We start from the raw sequence: 17,325 nt of genomic DNA, 5'->3' as shown, positions 1-17,325 counted from the left end.
GTGCAAGGATACCCGCTGATGGTGAATCTGGCATCCGCCTGCCGGGGCGGGCGTAGGTCGGACATTGCTTCGCTCAGTCCGACCTACGCGTCGGCCCGCTGTCCGTCACTGCCCGCGCATGAAGAAGCGGTCGAGCTCGGCCATCGTCAGCTGGGTCCAGGTCGGGCGGCCGTGGTTGCACTGGTCGGCGCGCGCGGTCGCTTCCATGTCGCGCAGCAGCGCGTTCATCTCCGGGACCGTCAGGCTGCGGTTCGCGCGCACCGCGCCGTGGCAGGCCATCGTCGCGAGGAGTTCGTTGCGGCGCGCGGTGACGACTTCGGACGCCGGGAATTCGCGCAGCTCTTCGAGCAGCTTGCGCAGCAATTCGCCGACCGGCGCGTTCGCGAGCAGCGCGGGGACGCTGCGCACGACAAGCTCGGCCGGGCCGTCCGCCGCGACGTCGAAGCCCATCGCCGCGAGCACGTCGCGGCATTCCTCGGCGACGGCCATGTCCTTCGCGCCGACCGACAGGACGGCCGGAATCAGCAGGCGCTGCACCGACGGGCGGCCGTCGAGCACGGTCTTGAGCTTCTCGTAGAGGATGCGCTCGTGCGCTGCGTGCATGTCGACGAGCACGAGCCCGGCGGCGTTCTGCGCGAGGATGTAGATCCCGTGGAGCTGGGCGACGGCGTAACCCAGCGGGGCAGCGTCGACGGCGGACGGCAGCGTCGGAGGCGGCAGCGCAGCACCGGCAGCGGCGTCCCTGTCGGGGTGCGGCGCCCCGCGCGATGCGGGAAACGCGGTCGGGCGGAAGCCGGCCGACAGGGCTTCGTCGCCCGCCGGTCGCGCGCTGGCGGCGAAGTCGTAATAGCTGCGGCTCGCGGACTCCATCGCGAGACGGCCCTGCACCGGCAGCCGGTGCGCATCGCCTGTCGCGTAGCCGGCCGCGGGGAACGACGGTTTCGGCGTGTCCGCTCCGTACCCGGCGTCGCGCGGAGCGCCGGTCTCCCGCGATGCGTCGCCTCGCATCGCGCTGGCTACCACGTCATCTATCGCTCCGTTCGCAACCCCGGCCGCGGCGCCCGATTCGGCGAGCGTGCGTGACAGCGCATGGAAGACGAACTGATGGACGGCGCGGGATTCGCGAAAGCGCACTTCGATCTTCGCCGGGTGCACATTGACGTCGACCCCGGCCGGGTCGAGCTCGAGGAACAGCACGTAAGCCGGATGCCTCGCGCCATGCAGGATGTCCGCGTAGGCCTGGCGCACCGCGTGCGTCAGCAGCTTGTCGCGGACGAAGCGGCCGTTGACGAACAGGTATTGCGCGTCGCGGTTCGCGCGCGAGTAGGCCGGCAGCGCGGCGAAGCCCGACAGCCGCAGCGCGCCGGCGTCGGCGTCGAGCGGGCGCGCGTGCTGCAGGAAATCGTCGCCCATCAGCGCGCCGACTCGCCGGAGCGGCTCGTCGGGCGGCAGCCGATGGACGACGCGGCCGTTGTGCGCGAGCTGCAGCCCGATGTCGGGGCGCGCGAGCGCGACGCGGCGGAACACCTCGTCGCAGTGTGCGTACTCGGTCGCCTCCGACTTCAGGAACTTGCGCCGCGCGGGCGTGCTGTAGAAGAGATCGGCGACGTCGACGACGGTGCCCGCGTTGAGCGCCGCCGGTGCGAGGCTGCGGTCCGCGCCGTCGATCCGCCACGCGTGCGCGCTGCCTTCGGCGCGGCTCGTCAGCGTCGTGCGGGCGACGGCCGCGATCGCGGCCAGCGCCTCGCCGCGAAAACCCATCGTGCCGACCTGCTCGAGATCGTCGAGCGTCGCGATCTTGCTCGTCGCGTGGCGCTCGAGCGCGAGCGCGAGCTCGTCGCGCGCGATGCCGCAGCCGTCGTCGGCGACGCGGATGCGGCGCACGCCGCCTTGCTCGAGTTGCACTTCGATCGCCTGCGCGCCGGCATCCAGCGCGTTTTCGAGGACTTCCTTCAGCACCGACGCCGGGCGTTCGACGACCTCGCCGGCGGCGATCTGGTTGACGAGCAGGTCGGACAGCGGGCGGATTGCGGGCATCGGCGAGGAACGGTTTTCGGCGGCGGAGCCGCGGATTATACGAGCCGGGAGCCGCTTTCCGCGGCGGCGGCGTGAAGTTGGGGCGGTCGTTCCGGTATCATCGCGGCACCCGGCGTCGCCCGCGTGAAATCGGATCGCCTGCGTCGCAGCGCAGCCGAGGCGAGGGCGAACGCAATGTCGTCGCGATGGTCAAGAAATCGCCTTCGCGACTTTCCAGCGGCTGCGTCGGCAGCCCGCGTCGAATCGAACCCAAGAACCCCGAACATGAAGTCGATCGTCATTCTCGTTTCCGGCCGCGGCAGCAACATGGAAGCCATCGTGCGTGCCGGTGTTCCGGGCGCCCGCATCAGCGCGGTGATCAGCAACCGACCCGATGCGAAGGGGCTCGAGTTCGCGACCGCGAACGGCATTCCCGCGATCGTCGTCGACCACAAGGCGTTCCCGACGCGCGAGGCCTTCGACCGGGCGCTCGCCGAGGCGATCGACGCGCACGCGCCGGACCTCGTCGTGCTCGCCGGCTTCATGCGCGTGCTGACCGAGGAGTTCGTGCGGCATTACGAGGGGCGCCTGCTCAACATCCATCCGTCGCTGCTGCCCGCGTTCCCGGGGCTCCACACGCACCGGCGCGCGCTCGAAGCCGGCGTGCGGGTGCATGGCGCGACTGTTCATTTCGTCACCGCGGCACTCGACTGCGGGCCGGTCGTGATCCAGGCCGTCGTGCCGGTGCTGCCCGGCGACGACGAAGAGACGCTGTCGGTGCGCGTGCTCGCGCAGGAGCACCGGATCTATCCGCAGGCCGTGCGCTGGTTCGTCGAAGGACGGTTGTCGGTCGCGGCGGACGGACGCGTCGCGCTGCATGGCGAATCCGCCGGCGCCGCGGCATGGACCGTGCCGGCGCTCGACCCGCTCGCGGGAGACCGGAGCGAGGCGTGCGGCACCGGCTCCTGATTGCCGCGCTCGGCGCCTCGGTGCTCGCGCATGCGGCCGTCCTCGGCTCGACCGCGGGCTTCGGCCGCGCACACGAGCCGCCGGTGAGGCCGCTCGCGCTCGACGCTCGGCTCGTCATGCCCGAACCGGAGCCTGTTGCCGCGCCGCCGGCGGCCGAGGCGCCGAACCGGCCCGCTGCGGTACAGCCCGTCGCGGCGCCGAAGCCCCGGCCGCAGGCGAAGATGAAGCGGCAGCCGGAAGTGAAGCCGGTCGCGGCGATAGCCCCCGCCGGTGAGCAAGCCGTGGCGCTCGCGGTGCCGATGCGGACGCCCGAGCCCCCCTCCGAATCCGTCGTCGACGCGTCCGCTCCCTCGGCGGCGCCGGAGGTGGATGCGGACGCGCTGTCAGCCTCGTCCGCGGATTCGGTGACAAACCTGGCAGTCGAGCCCGCCGCCCAACCCGTTGCGGCGCCCGCGGATTCCCGCAAGTTCAGTTCTGCCGGCTGGCCGCGCCGGGGCGACATCCGCTTCCGCGTGATGCTCGGCGAGCCCGGGTTCGAGGTCGGCGAGGCGCACCACGAGTGGTCGCACGACCGCAAGCGCTACCGCATGTCGGTGTCGCTCGAGACGACCGGCGTCGTCGACCTGTTCCGCAAGCTGCGCTACCAGCAGCACAGCGAGGGGCGCGTGGGGCCGAAGGGACTGCAGCCGGAGCGGTTCGGCGTCGAACAATCCGGCCGGAAACCCGAGTCCGCGGAATTCGACTGGCAGGGGGGGCAGGTGACGATGCGGCGCGGCGACCGCACGCGCACCGCGCCGATCGAGCCGGGCGACCAGGACGTGCTGAGCCTGTGGCACCAGCTCGGCATCGTCGGTGTCGCCGGCCTGCCGCACGAGCTCAACGTCGTCAGCGGCAAGTCGGCGAAGCGCTCGGTTCTCGAAGCGGTCGGCGTCGAACGGCCCGCACTGCCGATCGGCCAGCTCGAAGCCTTGCGCGTGCGGGCGAGGGCGCTCGACGGCAAGCTGTCGATCGACATCTGGCTAGCGCGCGACTACGGGATGCTGCCGGTGCGCATCCGCATCGTCGACGACAAGGGCGAAGTGCTCGACCAGCAGGCGGTCGAGCTGCGCCTCGCGCCGACCGGGAAGAACAAGGCCGCAAACCCGAAAGCCGACGACGACTTCGACGGCGAGCCGGGTGGTGGCGCGTTGCCGGCCGGCGACGACGTCGCGCAATACGCGGGCGGGGGCGACGAGCCCGCGGCCGAACCGGGGGCCGGCGCCGATCCCGATGCGCCGGACGCGGCCATCGAAACCGACATGATCGAATTGCGGGAAGCGCAGCACGAGCCCGCGTCCATTTACCAGTGAGAACCGAATAAAGATGTCCAGACACGACGAGGCCGCTTCGCGCAGCCTGCTGATCCACGCCGCCCAGGTCCTCGGCACGGTACTGACCTTCGAACATCCGGCCGACGCGGTGCTGTCGCGCCATTTTCGCGAGCACCGCGAAATCGGCCACCGCGACCGGGCGTTCATTGCCGAAGCGGTCTACGGCATCGTGCGGCGCCTGCGCTGGCTGCGGCGGCTCGTCGGCGACGATGCGCGCCCGCGCACCTTGCTGCTCGCGTGGCTCGCGCGCGGCGAAGGCTGGCCGATGCGGCATTTCGAAGGGCTCGCGTCGGCGACCGAGCGCGACTGGATCTCCGGGATCAAGGCGCGCGAACTCGATGAAGGCTCGCTCGGCGAGCGCACCGACCTGCCCGACTGGCTCGCCGAGCGCCTGCTCGCGACGCACGGCGAGGCGGAACTCGTCGAACTCGCACACAGCCTCAACCGCCCCGCGCCGCTCGACCTGCGCGTCAATGTGCTGAAGACCGACCGCGACGAGCTCGTCGGCAAGCTGAAGGCCGACGGCATCGACGCGAAGCCGTGCCGGTTTTCTCCTCAGGGCATCCGCCTCGCCGGGAAGCCCGCGCTGCAGAAGCACCCGCTGTTTCTCGAAGGCGCGTTCGAAGTCCAGGACGAAGGCAGCCAGCTTCTCGGCTTCCTCGTGCAGCCCAAGCGCGGCGAGCTGGTCGTCGATTTTTGCGCCGGCGCGGGCGGCAAGACGCTACAGCTCGGCGCGATGATGCGTTCGACCGGGCGGCTCTACGCGTTCGACGTGTCCGAGAAACGCCTCGCGAAGCTCAAGCCGCGCTTCGCGCGCGCCGGGCTGTCGAACGTGCATCCGGTGCTGATCGCGCACGAGCGCGACGCGAAGGTCAAGCGCCTCGCCGGCAAGGCCGACCGCGTGCTCGTCGACGCTCCGTGCAGCGGCCTCGGCACGCTGCGGCGCAACCCCGACCTCAAGTGGCGGCAGACGCCAGAATCGGTCGCCGAGATGGTCGCGAAGCAGGGCGCGATCCTCGAGTCGGCGGCGCGCCTCGTGAAGCCAGGCGGCCGCCTCGTGTATGCGACCTGCAGCCTCCTGGCGGAGGAGAACGACGGGGTCGTCGACGCCTTCCTCGCCGCGCATCCGGAGTTCCGCCAGCTGAGTGCGAAGGACGTGCTCGACAAGCAGGGCATCGCGCTTGACACCGGCGAGCGGCTGCGGGTGTCGCCGCGCGAACACGATACGGACGGGTTCTTCGCCGCGCTTCTCGAGCGCGCGCCGGCCGATGCGTAAGGGGCCGCGCCACCTGGCGCTGGCCGTGCTGGTCGCCATCGCGACGCTGGGGAGCGGCGCGGCCGGCGCGAGCGACACGCTCGCCGCGCGCGGCTCGATCGAACTCGCATTCTCGCCGGCCGACGATCCCGAGGCGGCGCTGCTGCGCGTCATCGACGGCGCGCGCGAGTCCCTCCACCTCCAGGCCTACGTGTTCACGAGCCGGCCGATCGCGAAGGCGCTCGTCGCCGCGCATCGCCGCGGCGTGCGGGTCGAGGTGCTCGCCGACGCCGACATGAACCGCCGCGGCAAGGGGAACGCGATCCCGCAGTTGCTCGAAGCGGGCATTCCAGTCGCGTTCGAGACCCGTTTCGCGGCCGCGCACAACAAGGTGCTGATCGCGGATGCCGAGGCACGCAGCTGCGCGGTCGCCACCGGCTCCTACAATTTCACCTGGTCCGCGAACCACCGCAACGCCGAGAACCTGTTGATCCTGCGGGACAACTGCCCGCTCGCGAAGGCCTATCTCGACAACTGGCGACGCCATCGCGCGGATGCCGCTCCCGTGACCCGACTGCCGTGGAAGCCGTGACGTGCCGGACGACAAAGAGTTTGCGTTCCTGCTGAAAAACACCTGGCGCGACCTGCAGAGCCCGGACGTCCTGTGGCAGCTCGCGGCGCTCGCGGTTTGCCTCGGCCTCGCGTGGCTCCTCGAGCGCTACATGCTGTCACGCGTCGACGGCCGCGGCGAGCCGCTGTCGGCGACGCAGCGTTTCGGTCGCAGTTGGCTGCGTCGGATGCTGTTCCCGCTGTCGGGGCTTGTCCTGGTCGCCGCCGCGCGTCCGATCCTCGCCACGTTCCAAAACGTCACGATCCTCAACCTCGCCGTGCCGCTGCTGACGTCGCTGGCAGTGATCCGGTTCGTCGTGTTCTCGCTGCGGGAGGCCGTCGGCCGGACGAGCTGGATCGCCGGTTTCGAGCGTGTCTTCGCGCTGCTCGCCTGGAGTGTCGTCGCGCTGCATATCCTCGGCTGGCTGCCCGAAGTGCTCGCCAGCCTGGAGGCCGTCTCGTTCACGGTCGGCAAGCAGCGGCTGTCGATCCTGACGCTGCTGCAAGGCATCGCGGTCGCACTGCTGACGCTCCTCGTCGCGCTATGGGTGGCCGGTCTGTTCGAGCGTCGGCTGATGGCCACCGCAGGACTCGATGCGAATGTCCGGCTGGTGATGCTACGCGTCGTCAAGACCGCGCTGATCGTCGTCGCGGTGCTGGTCGCGCTGCCGGCGGTCGGCATCGACCTGACGACGCTGTCGGTGTTCGGCGGCGCGCTCGGCGTCGGCCTCGGTTTCGGCCTGCAGAAGATCGCGGCGAACTACGTGTCGGGTTTCATCATCCTGCTCGACCGCTCGCTGCGGATCGGCAACATGATCAGCGTCGGCGCCGAGCGCGGCATCGTGACGCAGATCAACACGCGCTATACGGTGATCCGCGCCGGCAGCGGCGTCGAGTCGCTGGTGCCGAACGAAACGCTGGTCGGTTCGATCGTGCAGAACGAGACCTATACGGACACGCATGTATCGGCGTCGCTGAACTTTCAGGTGAGTTACGACTCCGACGTCGAGCGTGCGATGGAAATCCTCGTCGACGTGGCGCGGGAGCATCCGCGAGTGTTGAAGGTTCCGGAGCCGAAGGCATTTCTCGTCGCGTTCGGCGAGAGCGGAATCGACCTGCGCGTCGGCGTGTGGCTTCAAGATCCGGAAAACGGCACGCTGGGCGTGACGTCGGACGTCAACCTCGAAGTCTGGCGCCGATTTCGGGCCGCCGATATCGAGATTCCGTTTCCGCAGCGCGAAGTGCGACTTCTGCCGCCGCTGCCGCGGGTCGCGCTCGAGCCCGGCCCAAACGGCGCGGCTGGGGCGCCCGAGGGAGGAAACAAGGTGGAGCGGCCTGCGGCCGTGCTCAGGGACGATTCGGAGGGCAGCTTTTTTTGAAGGACTGGTTCCCGATGCATGCAGGACTGATCGACCTTCCGTGGTGGGGCTACGTGCTCGTCACGCTCGCGCTGACGCACGTCACGATCGCATCGGTAACCATTTTCCTGCATCGGCACCAGGCGCACCGCGCGCTCGACCTGCATCCGGTCGCGAGTCATTTTTTCCGTTTCTGGCTCTGGCTGACGACCGGGATGGTGACGAAGGAATGGGCCGCGATCCATCGCAAGCACCACGCAAAATGCGAAACCGTGGACGACCCGCACAGCCCGCAAATCGTCGGAATCCGCAAGGTGCTGTTCGAAGGCGCGGAGTTGTATCGCGCCGAGGCGAAGAACGCCGAGACGCTCGCACGGTACGGACACGGCACGCCCGACGACTGGATCGAGCGCCGCGTCTATCGGCACTCGGTCGTCGGCGTGTCGGCGATGCTGGTCGCGGACCTCGCGCTGTTCGGGCCGATCGGCCTGACGATCTGGGCCGTGCAGATGATGTGGATTCCGTTCTGGGCCGCGGGCGTCGTCAATGGCCTCGGGCACTACGCCGGCTATCGCAATTTCGACTGCAACGACGCGGCGACCAACCTCGTTCCGTGGGGCATCCTGATCGGCGGCGAGGAACTGCACAACAACCATCACGCGTTCGCGACGTCGGCGAAGCTGTCGGCGAAATGGTACGAATTCGACATCGGCTGGCTGTATATCCGCATCCTCGCGGCATTGCGCTTGGCGACCGTCAAGAAGGTGATGCCGTCACCGAGGTTCGTCGAAGCGAAGGGCGCGCCGGATTTCGACACCCTGCAGGCGATCATCACGCACCGCTACGACGTGATGACGCGCTATGTCGCGTCGCTGAAGCGCATGTGCAGCGACGAGGTCGACCGGCTCGTCGCCGCGCACGGACGCAGTTTCGACCCGCGCGCATTGCGCCGCTGGGTGCTGTCGGGTGAGGAGCGGAATCTGCGCGAGGAGGACCGCCGCCGGTTCGAAATTGTGTTGAAGGACAGCGTGCTGCTCGCGACGATCGCGTCGATGCGCGAGGAACTTGCCGCGATCTGGGCCCGTTCGAACGCGTCGCGCGAACAGCTGCTCGCGCAGCTGCACGCGTGGATCGTCCGCGCCGAACAAAGTGGTATCCAGCAGTTGCAGGAGTTTTCGCTGCGGCTGCGGCAGTACGCCGCGTGAGCGAGGCCGGCCGGGCGCTTCGCCGCCGCGCCGGACCGGCGCCGGCGGGTGCGGCGTTAGATTTCGCTGCGCACGGCGTCGGCCCAGCAGTTCGGCGTCTCGTACAGGCGCACGCGTTCGAGCTGTAGATGGTTTCCGAAGGTGTCGCGGTAATGCGAATCGAGGATCCGGAAGGCTTCGCTCGCGAGGTTTTCTGCGGTCGGCACGACGTCGAGCACGACTGTCTTGTGGCCGGGCATTGCGGCGAGAAAGTCGACGACCGGCCTGTCTTCCCGATAGACGAGGAAGGCGTGGTCCCACGCGTCGACAACGTACGTCGTCGCGATGCTCTTGATCTCGCCGAAGTCCATCACCATTCCATTGACTGCCTGTCCGGCGGCGGCAATGATTTCGCCGGACAAGGTGATCTCGATCGCGTAGCGATGGCCGTGCAGATGACGGCACTGGCTGGCGTGATCCGGAATTCGATGGCCGGCATCGAACTCCAGGCGGCGGGTGACGCGCATGATTGATCTCGGATGGCAGGCCTGAAATTATAGCACCAGGCCTCGAAGGCCCTTTTCGGCGGCTCCCGGCGACCGCTCGGCGAAGCTTCCGCGTTGTTCCCCGCCGCTTCATTATTCATCGGCTCTCGTATATGGCTTCACGTGACCCCGTTCTGAATGTCCGCAACCACGACCGCGATTTCGCGGGTATGACTTATGTCTATCCGGTGCTCTCCCGCCGGGCCGGCGGTGTCTCGGTCGGCATCAACCTGAATCCGAATAACGCCTGCAACTGGCATTGTGCGTATTGCCAGGTGCCGGATCTCGTGCGCGGGAAGGCGCCGGCCATCGACCTGGCGCGGCTCGAAGCGGAACTGTCCGGCTTCCTCCGTGCGCTGGTGCACGGCGACTATCTCGAACGGCATGTGCCGGAAGGGCTGCGGACCATCCGGGACATCGCCTTTTCCGGCAATGGCGAGCCGACGAGCGCGGCCGAATTCCCCGAAGTCATTGCGCTCGTCCGGCGCCTGCGCGATGGATACGGACTCGGATCGAGCGTCCCGCTGCGGGTGATCACGAACGGCAGCCTGATGCGCCAGGCCCGCGTGCAGGAGGCGGTGCGCGCCCTCGGGGAGGCCGGCGGCGAGGTGTGGTTCAAGGTCGATGCGGGAACGAAGGCGTCGATCGAGCGTATCAACGGCGTAGCGCTCGATCCCGCGACCGTCGCGCGCAATCTCGCGACTTCCGCCGCGTTGTGCCCCACCTGGGTGCAAACATGCATGTTCCGCTGGGACGGCGTCCCGCCGGCCAATGACGACATCGACGCCTATCTGGACGTGCTGGAAGCGGCCGGGAGCGACCGCCTCCGCGGCGTGCTGCTGTACGGCGTCGCGCGGCCTTCGATGCAGCCCGAGGCGGTCCGGCTTTCGCCACTGACCGTCGTCGAGCTCGAGGCGATCGCCGCGAAGATCGCAAAAAAAGGGCTGACGGTTCGCGTCAGCCTTTGAGGGAACAGCGGCGTCGCGAGCTTCAGCGGCCGGTGCGTTCCTTGCGCTTTGCCCGCGCTTCTTTCTTTAGCGTCTTGTACAGCTCGGGGTTGGAGGTCTTCAGGAACTCCGCGACTTCGACGTCCTCTTTCTTGACCTTGTTGATGTCGATCTGTTCGATATGCACCAGGCGGAGCAGCGCCTGAACCGGCCGCGGAATGTTGCGGCCGCTCTCGTAACGCGAGCCGCCGCTCTGGGTGACACCGATCTTCGACCAGAACTGCGACTGATTCAGCCCGAGCTTGCGCCGGATCTCGCGAACGTCGATGCTTTCGTTGGTTTTCGTCATGCTCTTATCCTCTGGAGGGAATTCAGCCGGCTTATGAGACAAGGCTGAGCGTTGCCGGGTTCCTACGACTTAAGTTGTAGGATGGTCAAAGTATAGATCACTATTCCGTGCACATACAATGAAAAAGTCCAGGAGGCTAAAAATAACCGCTATCGATAAATCGGGAGTGCCGGGGGCGAAGTTATAACCGCCTGCAAAATTTCCTCGCATTCGATAGAATTCACCCCTTTATCCACAAGTACTTGGATGCGACGATGGCACTGATAGTTCAGAAGTACGGCGGCACCTCGGTGGGCAACCCGGAGCGCATCAGGAACGTCGCGCAAAAGGTCGCGAACTTCCACGCGCAGGGACACAAGGTGGTGGTGGTCGTGTCGGCGATGAGTGGCGAGACGAACCGCCTGATCGCGCTCACGAAGGAAGTCGCCGCGAACCCCGACCCGCGCGAGCTCGATGTCGTCGTGTCGACCGGCGAACAGGTCACGATCGGCCTGCTGTGCATGGCGCTGCACGACGTCGGCGTCAAGGCGAAGAGCTATACCGGCGGCCAGGTCAGGATCCTGACGGACAGCGCGCATACGAAGGCGCGCATCCTCAACATCGACGAGGCGCCGATCAAGAAGGACCTCGACGAGGGCAACATCGTCGTCGTCGCCGGCTTCCAGGGCGTCGACGAGCACGGCAACATCACGACGCTCGGCCGCGGCGGCTCGGATACCACCGGCGTCGCGCTCGCTGCGGCGCTGAAGGCCGACGAGTGCCAGATCTACACCGACGTCGACGGCGTCTACACGACCGACCCGCGCGTCGTGCCGGAAGCCCGCAAGCTCGACAAGATCACGTTCGAGGAAATGCTCGAACTCGCGAGCCTCGGCTCGAAGGTGCTGCAGATCCGCTCGGTCGAATTCGCCGGCAAGTACAAGGTCAAGTTGCGTGTCCTGTCGAGCTTCCAGGAGGAAGGCGAGGGCACGCTCATCACAGTCGAGGAAGATCAGAACATGGAACAACCCGTCATCTCCGGCATCGCCTTCACGCGCGACGAGGCCAAGCTCACGGTGCTCGGCGTGCCCGACAAGCCCGGCATCGCGTACCAGATCCTCGGCCCGGTCGCGGACGCGAACATCGACGTCGACATGATCATCCAGAACGTCGGTCATGACGGCACGACCGACTTCTCCTTCACCGTCCCGCGCGGCGAGCTCGAAAGGGCGACGAAGGTCCTCGAAGGCGTGCGCACGCACATCGGTGCGCGCGCGCTGGAGAGCGACAAGACGATGGCGAAAGTCTCGGTCGTCGGCGTGGGCATGCGCTCGCACCCGGGCGTCGCGTCGAAGATGTTCCGCACGCTCGCCGAGGAAGGCATCAACATCCAGATGATCTCGACCTCCGAAATCAAGATCTCGGTCGTGATCGAAGAGAAATACCTCGAACTCGCTGTGCGCGTGCTGCACAAGGCGTTCGGCCTCGACGCCGCCTGAGTTTGACCGCCCGCGACAGAGTCGCTATTATCGCGGGCTCGAAGGTTGGAGAGTTGGCCGAGAGGTCGAAGGCACTCCCCTGCTAAGGGAGCATACGGGCTAAAACTCGTATCGAGGGTTCGAATCCCTCACTCTCCGCCAACCAGCTTAAAAAAGCCCTTGAAGTTTCAAGGGCTTTTTTATTTTCCCGGAACGCTTCGCTACTCCCGCGGAGTTCCGCCGCGCGGACGTCCCGAGGGACGGCGACATCCGTGCGCGTCAGTCCCGACCGTGGTCGTCGCGGACCTCGCGCACTACCTCGCCCTCGATGACGATGCCGCCGGCGTTGGCGGGCGGGCGGCCCGGACGGTGCGCCTGCGCCTGTCGCATCGCCTTGCGCAGATCGCGCGTTTTCCACCACACGTAGAGGCCGATCACGAGCGCAATCGCCGCGACGACCGCGAAGAACATCACCGAGAACGCGAGCGCGATGCCGAAGAGGATGACCGCCGCGGCCGCTGCGCCGAACTTCTGCAGCGGGCCCACCGGCTTGCCGGCGTTGCGATTCAGGTTGTCGAAGAGGGCGTCGAGATTCGGGTTGCGGTGCATGCTCGTTCCTGTTGTCGGGGGTGTCGAAGGTGGACCGCCGTCCGCGGAAAGATTCAAAAACTGACCCGCCGCATCCCACTTTCGCGCGCCCGGAGCTGGCCGCAGCCGCCGTCGACGTCCTGCCCGGCCGACTGGCGCAGCTTCGTCAGCACGCCGCGCGCATTCAGCGACCGGGCGAGCGTCAGCGCGCGCGCGTCCGATGGGCGGCGGAAAGCGAGCCCGTCCACGCTGTTGTACGGAATCATGTTCATGACCGCGTACTTGCCGCGCAGCAGGCGGACGATCGCGTCGAGTTCCGCGTCGTCGTCGTTAATGCCTTCGAGCAGCGTCCATTGATACTGGATCGGGTAGCCCGTCGCGCGCGCGAACCGTTCGGCGAGCTCGACGAGCTCTTCCGGGTCGATGCGCGGCGCGCGCGGCATCAGCCGGGCGCGGAGCTCCGCCCGCGTCGAGTGGAGCGACAGCGCGAGTGCCGGCTTGACCTTGCCCTGTGGCAGGCGCTCGAATACACGCCGGTCGCCGACGGTCGAGAACACGAGGTTCTTGTGCCCGATCCCGCCCGTCGTGCCCAGGAACTCGATCGCGTCGAGCACGTTGTCGAGGTTGTGCGACGGCTCGCCCATGCCCATGAACACGACCTTCCTGACCGTGCGTCGCGTGCGGGCGAGCGCGACCTGCGCCACGATCTCGGCGCTGCCGAGCTGGCGCAACAGGCCGTCGCGCCCGGTCATGCAGAACGCGCAGCCGACCGCGCAGCCGACCTGCGTCGACACACAGAGGCCGTCGCGCGGCAACAGGACGCTCTCGACCGTCTGGCCGTCGGCGAGCCCGACGAGCAGGCGCTCGGAACCGTCCGCGGCCGGATGCACCGAGCGCAGTCGCGCGAGGCCGCGCAGTTCGTCGGTCAGTTGCGGCAGCGCGTTGCGGACTTCGAGCGGAAGATAGTCCTCCGGGCGCACGCGTCCCCCGTCCTGCGGGCGCCCCTGCGCCCACAGACGCAGCACGTGATCCGCGTGACACGGCTTTGCGCCGTGGGCGTACAGGCGTTGACGGATAGGGTCGAGGCGCATCGGGAAGATTCTGCGAGGAGGTCCGCTTTTGAACGGGCGACGAAAGACGGGCATTCTAGTCTTGACCCGGGTGCTTTCGAAGTCGGTGCTTCGCCGCAGACACGAGACGGAGATCCGGACGGCGCTGTGCAACGAGGACATCGGCGAGCCCTAGCGGAGCGGCGTGTCAGCCGCCGAGCGCGCTGATGACCCAGCCGACGATGAGCGCCGACAGCGCGCTCATCACAACCAACAGCAGGACCAGCAGAAGCAGCACGACGCCGACGAGGCGGCGGCTGGTGCGCGCGGTCTCCTGCGGGGCGTTCAGGTGACTTTCGAGCAGCGCGACGTTCCGCTGGTTCGCCTTCCACGCCGCGTCGAAGATGTCGCCGGCGATCGGGACGAGGCCGACGACGGCCTCGATCGCGACGTTCAGCATCATGCGGAGCAGCACGCTCCGGGGTACGCCGAGGCGGGCGGCACGGCTCACGATGAAACCGGAAAGCAGCACGCCTGCCGCGTCGCCGATGAACGGAACGAGGCCAAGCAGCGCGTCGACGCCGATCCGAAAGCCTCCGGGCAGACGGATCGAGCTGTCGAGCAGCCACGCGAGCGCCTTGAGTTGTTCGCGCGTACGCACCGACGGGGCCGCTTTGGTACGCGCCGCGCCCGAATTGCGGTTCGTCTTCATCCCCGCTTCCTCTAACGTCCGTGCTCTCCGAGGTGCTTCGGACGCAAAAGTTTCCGGCCGGCCACGATCGCGACGTTCAGGCGCAGCGTGTCGATCATGTCCGTCCGGTTCGCGAGGCGGGCGCCGCGGCCGGAGCGGGGTGGATCACTCGTCCGTGAAGGCCTTGTCTCGCTCCCCGCCCCCCGTCATCCCGTCACTTCGCCAGCGTCCAGTTGCCGCCCTTCACCGCGATCATCACGCGGCCGCGCTCGTCGAAGCCGCTGTGGTCGCCGCTGGTCATGTTGTACACGCCCTGTGTGCCGACGAGTTCCTTCGTCTGTTCGAGACTGTCGCGCAGCGCGGCGCGGAACTCCTTCGTGCCGGGCTTCGCGGACTTCGCGGCGACGGGGATCGCCTGCTGCAGCAGCAGGCCGGCATCATAGACGTTGGCGCCGAAGGTGGCCGGTTTCGAGCCGTGCAGCTTTTCGTACGCGCCGATGTAGTCCGCCGCGACCTTCTTCGACGGGTTGTTGTCGGCGATCTCGGGCAGCACCAGCATCAGGCTCGCGGCGAGCACGGTGCCCTCGATCTTCTTGCCGCCGAGCTTCAGGAAATCGGGCAGCGCGGCGCCGTGCGTCTGGTAGATCCGGCCCTTGTAGCCCTGGTCGTGCAGCGTCGTCTGCGGCAGCACCGAGGGGCCACCGGGCGCGGCGACCAGCACCGCGTCGGGGCGCGCGGCGAGGAGCTTGAGGCTCTGTCCGGTCACCGAGGTGTCGGAGCGCTGGAAGCGCTCGTTCGCCGTGACCTTGAGGCCGTTCTTCTCCGCGAGCGCCGAGAACACCTTGTGCCAGTTCTCGCCGTACGGATCGCCGGTGCCGATGAAGCCGACGGTCTTCACGCCGCTCGCGACCATGTGCTCGACGAGCGCGCTGGCGATGATGTCGTCGTTCTGGGTGGTCTTGAACACCCACTTCTTCTTGTCGTCCATCGGCGTGACGACGGCCGCGGTGCCGACAGGCGCCAGCAGCGGCACGCCCGCCTCGGCGACGAACTGGATCACGCCCATCGCGTTCGGCGAGCCCGACGGCCCGATGATCGCGTCGACGTTCTGCTCGGAGATCAGCTTCTTGACCGCGGTAACCGACGCGGTCGGGTCGCTCGCGTCGTCGAGCGCGATGTATTCGACGGTGAGGTCGCCGATCTTCGTCGGCAGCAGCGGCACCGTGTTCTTCTGCGGAATGCCGACCAGCGCGGTCGGGCCGGTCGCGGACGACACGACGCCGACCTTGACTTGCGCGAGCGCGGACTGCGAGGCGGCGGCGAGCGTGGCCAGGGCGAGGGCGGCGGGAAGTTTCTTCAGCATCATGGTTCGTCTCCGTGGGTTGGCGCCATGCGGCGCCTGATAGTTATGGAACTGCTCGACAACCTGCGGTCGGTCGGACTGGCCGCCGCGACGAAATCGCGCGCGTCGGCTTCTTCTTGCCGTCCGACGGGCAATGCGGCGCTTCTGCGGCGCCTCCATTTTTCAGATCGTGATCGTGCCGACGCTCGCGCCGCCGCAGACGTACAAGGTCTGGCCGGTGACGAAGCCGTTGGCCGGATCGGCGAAGAACATCACCGCGCGCGTGACGTCGTCGGCCCGGCCGATGCGCCCGACCGGGATGTTCGCCGTGAGCCGGCTCTCGCGTTCGCTGCCCGCGGGGACGACGTCGTGGAACATGTCGGTCGCGATCGGACCGGGCGCGACGACGTTGACGGTGATCCCCTTCGGCGCGAGTTCCAGCGCCCAGGTGCGCGCCATGCCGATCATGCCGGCCTTCGTCGCCGAGTACGCGGTGCGTGTCGCGAGGCCCAGCGCGCCGCGCGACGACATCAGCACGACGCGGCCGAAGCCGCGCGCCTCCATCCCGGGCAGCACCGCCTGCATCAGGCTGATCGCCGCGCCGAGGTGGATCTGCGTCAGGCCTTGCAGCTCGTCGAGCGTGACTTCCGGCAAGAGCTTCGGCCAGATCACGCCGGCGTTGTGGATCAGGTGGCTCACCGGAAAGTCGCGCGCGATTTCCCGCGCGGCAGCTTCGGTCGCCGCCGCATCGAGCAGATCGACCTGCACGTTCGTCAGCCGCGGGTGGTTCCAGTCGGCCGCGCGGCGCGCGAGCGACACGACGTCGTAGCCATCGTCGAGCATCCGCCGGCAGATGTCGGCGCCGATCCCGGCGCTGCCGCCGGTGACGACGGCGACTCTTCTTTCGCTCATCGGCTTGTCCTCATTGGTTGTGGCTGAAATGGCGACTCGGCTCGAAGCTCAGACGGTCGGCGCGAGCGCGAGCACGCGCAGCGGGCTGCCGGAGCCGTTGCGGATCTTCAGCGGCGCCGCGAAGATCACCGCGCCTTGCGGCGGCAACTGGTGGAGGTTCGTCAGGCACTGCAGGCCGTAGCGGTTGTTGCCGTGCATGAAGTAGTGGCACGGGTAGGGCGGGTTCAATTGGTGCGCCTGGCCGGCGTCGGTGCCGATCGACTCGGTGCCGAAGCCGTGGACGTTGCGCTCGCGGATCAGCCACGGCACGACGTCGGCGTCCGGCCCCGGCGAATGTGCGCCGTCCTCGGCCATGTTCAGGTACTCCTTCGCTCCGCGGCGCTTCGACCAGTCGGTGCGCAGCAGCACCCACGCGCGTTCGGGGATGCGGCCGTGCTTCTGCTCCCACTTTTCGACGAAGCCGATCGTCAGCAGGAAGTCGGGGTTCGCCGCGGCCTCGGCCGAAACGTCGATCACGCAGGCGGCGGCGATGAAGTTCTCGACCGGGATCGAGTCGACCGCGTTGTTCGGCTGGTCCTTGCCGGTGACCCAATGCACCGGCGCGTCGAAGTGCGTGCCGGTGTGCTCCGAGCACGAGAAGTTGTTCCAGTACCACGCCGGGCCGCGCTCGTCGTAGCGCGAGAT

General features: G+C 67.9%; 18 protein-coding genes and 1 tRNA gene. 9 read left to right on the top strand and 10 right to left on the bottom strand.

The genetic code is table 11. The annotated features are described in order from the left end of the window. Positions 1 to 105 precede the first annotated feature (105 nt). Positions 106 to 2,037, bottom strand: coding sequence for a DNA mismatch repair endonuclease MutL (gene mutL / locus V6M37_RS14505; RefSeq protein WP_332674478.1), 1,932 nt, complete (start codon positions 2,035 to 2,037; stop codon positions 106 to 108). Positions 2,038 to 2,072: 35 nt separating this feature from the next. Then, positions 2,073 to 2,318: a hypothetical protein gene (locus V6M37_RS14500; protein ID WP_332674475.1), complete on the bottom strand. Its 246-nt coding sequence runs from the start codon at positions 2,316 to 2,318 to the stop codon at positions 2,073 to 2,075. Here V6M37_RS14500 and purN point away from each other — a divergent pair. Genes purN through V6M37_RS14470 form a run of 6 tightly spaced genes read left to right on the top strand, consistent with a single transcriptional unit; the run spans position 2,302 to position 8,782 of the window. Then, entirely contained in the window at positions 2,302 to 2,985 is a 684-nt protein-coding gene (gene purN, locus V6M37_RS14495; protein WP_332674474.1) for a phosphoribosylglycinamide formyltransferase, read from the top strand. The genes V6M37_RS14500 and purN overlap by 17 nt on opposite strands. Next, positions 2,967 to 4,334 (top strand): DUF3108 domain-containing protein, encoded by a 1,368-nt coding sequence (locus tag V6M37_RS14490; RefSeq protein ID WP_332674472.1) that lies wholly within the window; start codon positions 2,967 to 2,969, stop codon positions 4,332 to 4,334. Before purN ends, V6M37_RS14490 begins: the two co-directional genes overlap by 19 nt. A 13-nt stretch (positions 4,335 to 4,347) precedes the next feature. Then, entirely contained in the window at positions 4,348 to 5,631 is a 1,284-nt protein-coding gene (locus tag V6M37_RS14485; protein WP_332674470.1) for an RsmB/NOP family class I SAM-dependent RNA methyltransferase, read from the top strand. Beyond that, complete coding sequence (locus V6M37_RS14480; protein WP_332674468.1) at positions 5,624 to 6,202, top strand: phospholipase D family nuclease; 579 nt, start codon at positions 5,624 to 5,626, stop codon at positions 6,200 to 6,202. Before V6M37_RS14485 ends, V6M37_RS14480 begins: the two co-directional genes overlap by 8 nt. A 1-nt stretch (position 6,203) precedes the next feature. Further along, the gene (locus V6M37_RS14475) at positions 6,204 to 7,598 is read left to right on the top strand and encodes a mechanosensitive ion channel family protein (RefSeq protein WP_332674465.1); all 1,395 of its coding nucleotides are present in this window, start codon (positions 6,204 to 6,206) and stop codon (positions 7,596 to 7,598) included. 14 nt (positions 7,599 to 7,612) lie between these two features. Next, positions 7,613 to 8,782: a DesA family fatty acid desaturase gene (locus V6M37_RS14470; RefSeq protein WP_332674463.1), complete on the top strand. Its 1,170-nt coding sequence runs from the start codon at positions 7,613 to 7,615 to the stop codon at positions 8,780 to 8,782. Positions 8,783 to 8,838: 56 nt separating this feature from the next. Here V6M37_RS14470 and queD read toward each other — a convergent pair whose 3' ends face one another. Continuing rightward, positions 8,839 to 9,288 carry a 6-carboxytetrahydropterin synthase QueD gene (gene queD / locus V6M37_RS14465; RefSeq protein ID WP_332674461.1) on the bottom strand — a complete coding sequence of 150 codons (450 nt, stop codon included), beginning with the start codon at positions 9,286 to 9,288 and terminating at the stop codon, positions 8,839 to 8,841. Positions 9,289 to 9,419: 131 nt separating this feature from the next. Here queD and V6M37_RS14460 point away from each other — a divergent pair, with 131 nt between their 5' ends. After that, positions 9,420 to 10,274 carry a radical SAM protein gene (locus V6M37_RS14460; protein ID WP_332674460.1) on the top strand — a complete coding sequence of 285 codons (855 nt, stop codon included), beginning with the start codon at positions 9,420 to 9,422 and terminating at the stop codon, positions 10,272 to 10,274. Between the two features lie 22 nt (positions 10,275 to 10,296). Here V6M37_RS14460 and V6M37_RS14455 read toward each other — a convergent pair whose 3' ends face one another. Further along, complete coding sequence (locus V6M37_RS14455) at positions 10,297 to 10,602, bottom strand: helix-turn-helix domain-containing protein (RefSeq protein ID WP_332674459.1); 306 nt, start codon at positions 10,600 to 10,602, stop codon at positions 10,297 to 10,299. A 254-nt stretch (positions 10,603 to 10,856) separates the two neighbouring features. Here V6M37_RS14455 and V6M37_RS14450 point away from each other — a divergent pair, with 254 nt between their 5' ends. Both V6M37_RS14450 and V6M37_RS14445 read left to right on the top strand, forming a co-directional pair. Then, the gene (locus V6M37_RS14450) at positions 10,857 to 12,080 is read left to right on the top strand and encodes an aspartate kinase (RefSeq protein ID WP_332674458.1); all 1,224 of its coding nucleotides are present in this window, start codon (positions 10,857 to 10,859) and stop codon (positions 12,078 to 12,080) included. A gap of 47 nt (positions 12,081 to 12,127) precedes the next feature. Next, positions 12,128 to 12,221 (top strand) — tRNA-Ser (locus V6M37_RS14445). A 117-nt stretch (positions 12,222 to 12,338) separates the two neighbouring features. Here V6M37_RS14445 and V6M37_RS14440 read toward each other — a convergent pair. The 6 genes from V6M37_RS14440 to V6M37_RS14415 all read right to left on the bottom strand — a co-directional run. After that, positions 12,339 to 12,668, bottom strand: a complete 330-nt coding sequence (locus V6M37_RS14440) for a hypothetical protein (protein WP_332674455.1) — start codon at positions 12,666 to 12,668, stop codon at positions 12,339 to 12,341. A gap of 53 nt (positions 12,669 to 12,721) precedes the next feature. Then, on the bottom strand, positions 12,722 to 13,738 hold the full coding sequence (locus tag V6M37_RS14435) for an RNA methyltransferase (RefSeq protein ID WP_332674453.1): 1,017 nt from the start codon (positions 13,736 to 13,738) through the stop codon (positions 12,722 to 12,724). A 166-nt stretch (positions 13,739 to 13,904) separates the two neighbouring features. Beyond that, positions 13,905 to 14,408 (bottom strand): DUF4112 domain-containing protein, encoded by a 504-nt coding sequence (locus tag V6M37_RS14430; RefSeq protein ID WP_332674452.1) that lies wholly within the window; start codon positions 14,406 to 14,408, stop codon positions 13,905 to 13,907. 193 nt (positions 14,409 to 14,601) lie between these two features. Continuing rightward, on the bottom strand, positions 14,602 to 15,753 hold the full coding sequence (locus V6M37_RS14425) for an ABC transporter substrate-binding protein (RefSeq protein ID WP_332674450.1): 1,152 nt from the start codon (positions 15,751 to 15,753) through the stop codon (positions 14,602 to 14,604). Between the two features lie 159 nt (positions 15,754 to 15,912). Beyond that, the gene (locus tag V6M37_RS14420; RefSeq protein WP_332674448.1) at positions 15,913 to 16,641 is read right to left on the bottom strand and encodes an SDR family NAD(P)-dependent oxidoreductase; all 729 of its coding nucleotides are present in this window, start codon (positions 16,639 to 16,641) and stop codon (positions 15,913 to 15,915) included. A gap of 48 nt (positions 16,642 to 16,689) precedes the next feature. Then, on the bottom strand, positions 16,690 to 17,325 hold a 636-nt coding region (locus V6M37_RS14415; RefSeq protein WP_332674447.1), incomplete at its 5' end, for a cyclase family protein.

Source organism: Aromatoleum sp., from assembly GCF_036675785.1.
In the GTDB taxonomy this organism is placed as follows: Bacteria; Pseudomonadota; Gammaproteobacteria; order Burkholderiales; family Rhodocyclaceae; genus Aromatoleum.
This window is presented reverse-complemented; position numbering and strand designations above follow the sequence as displayed.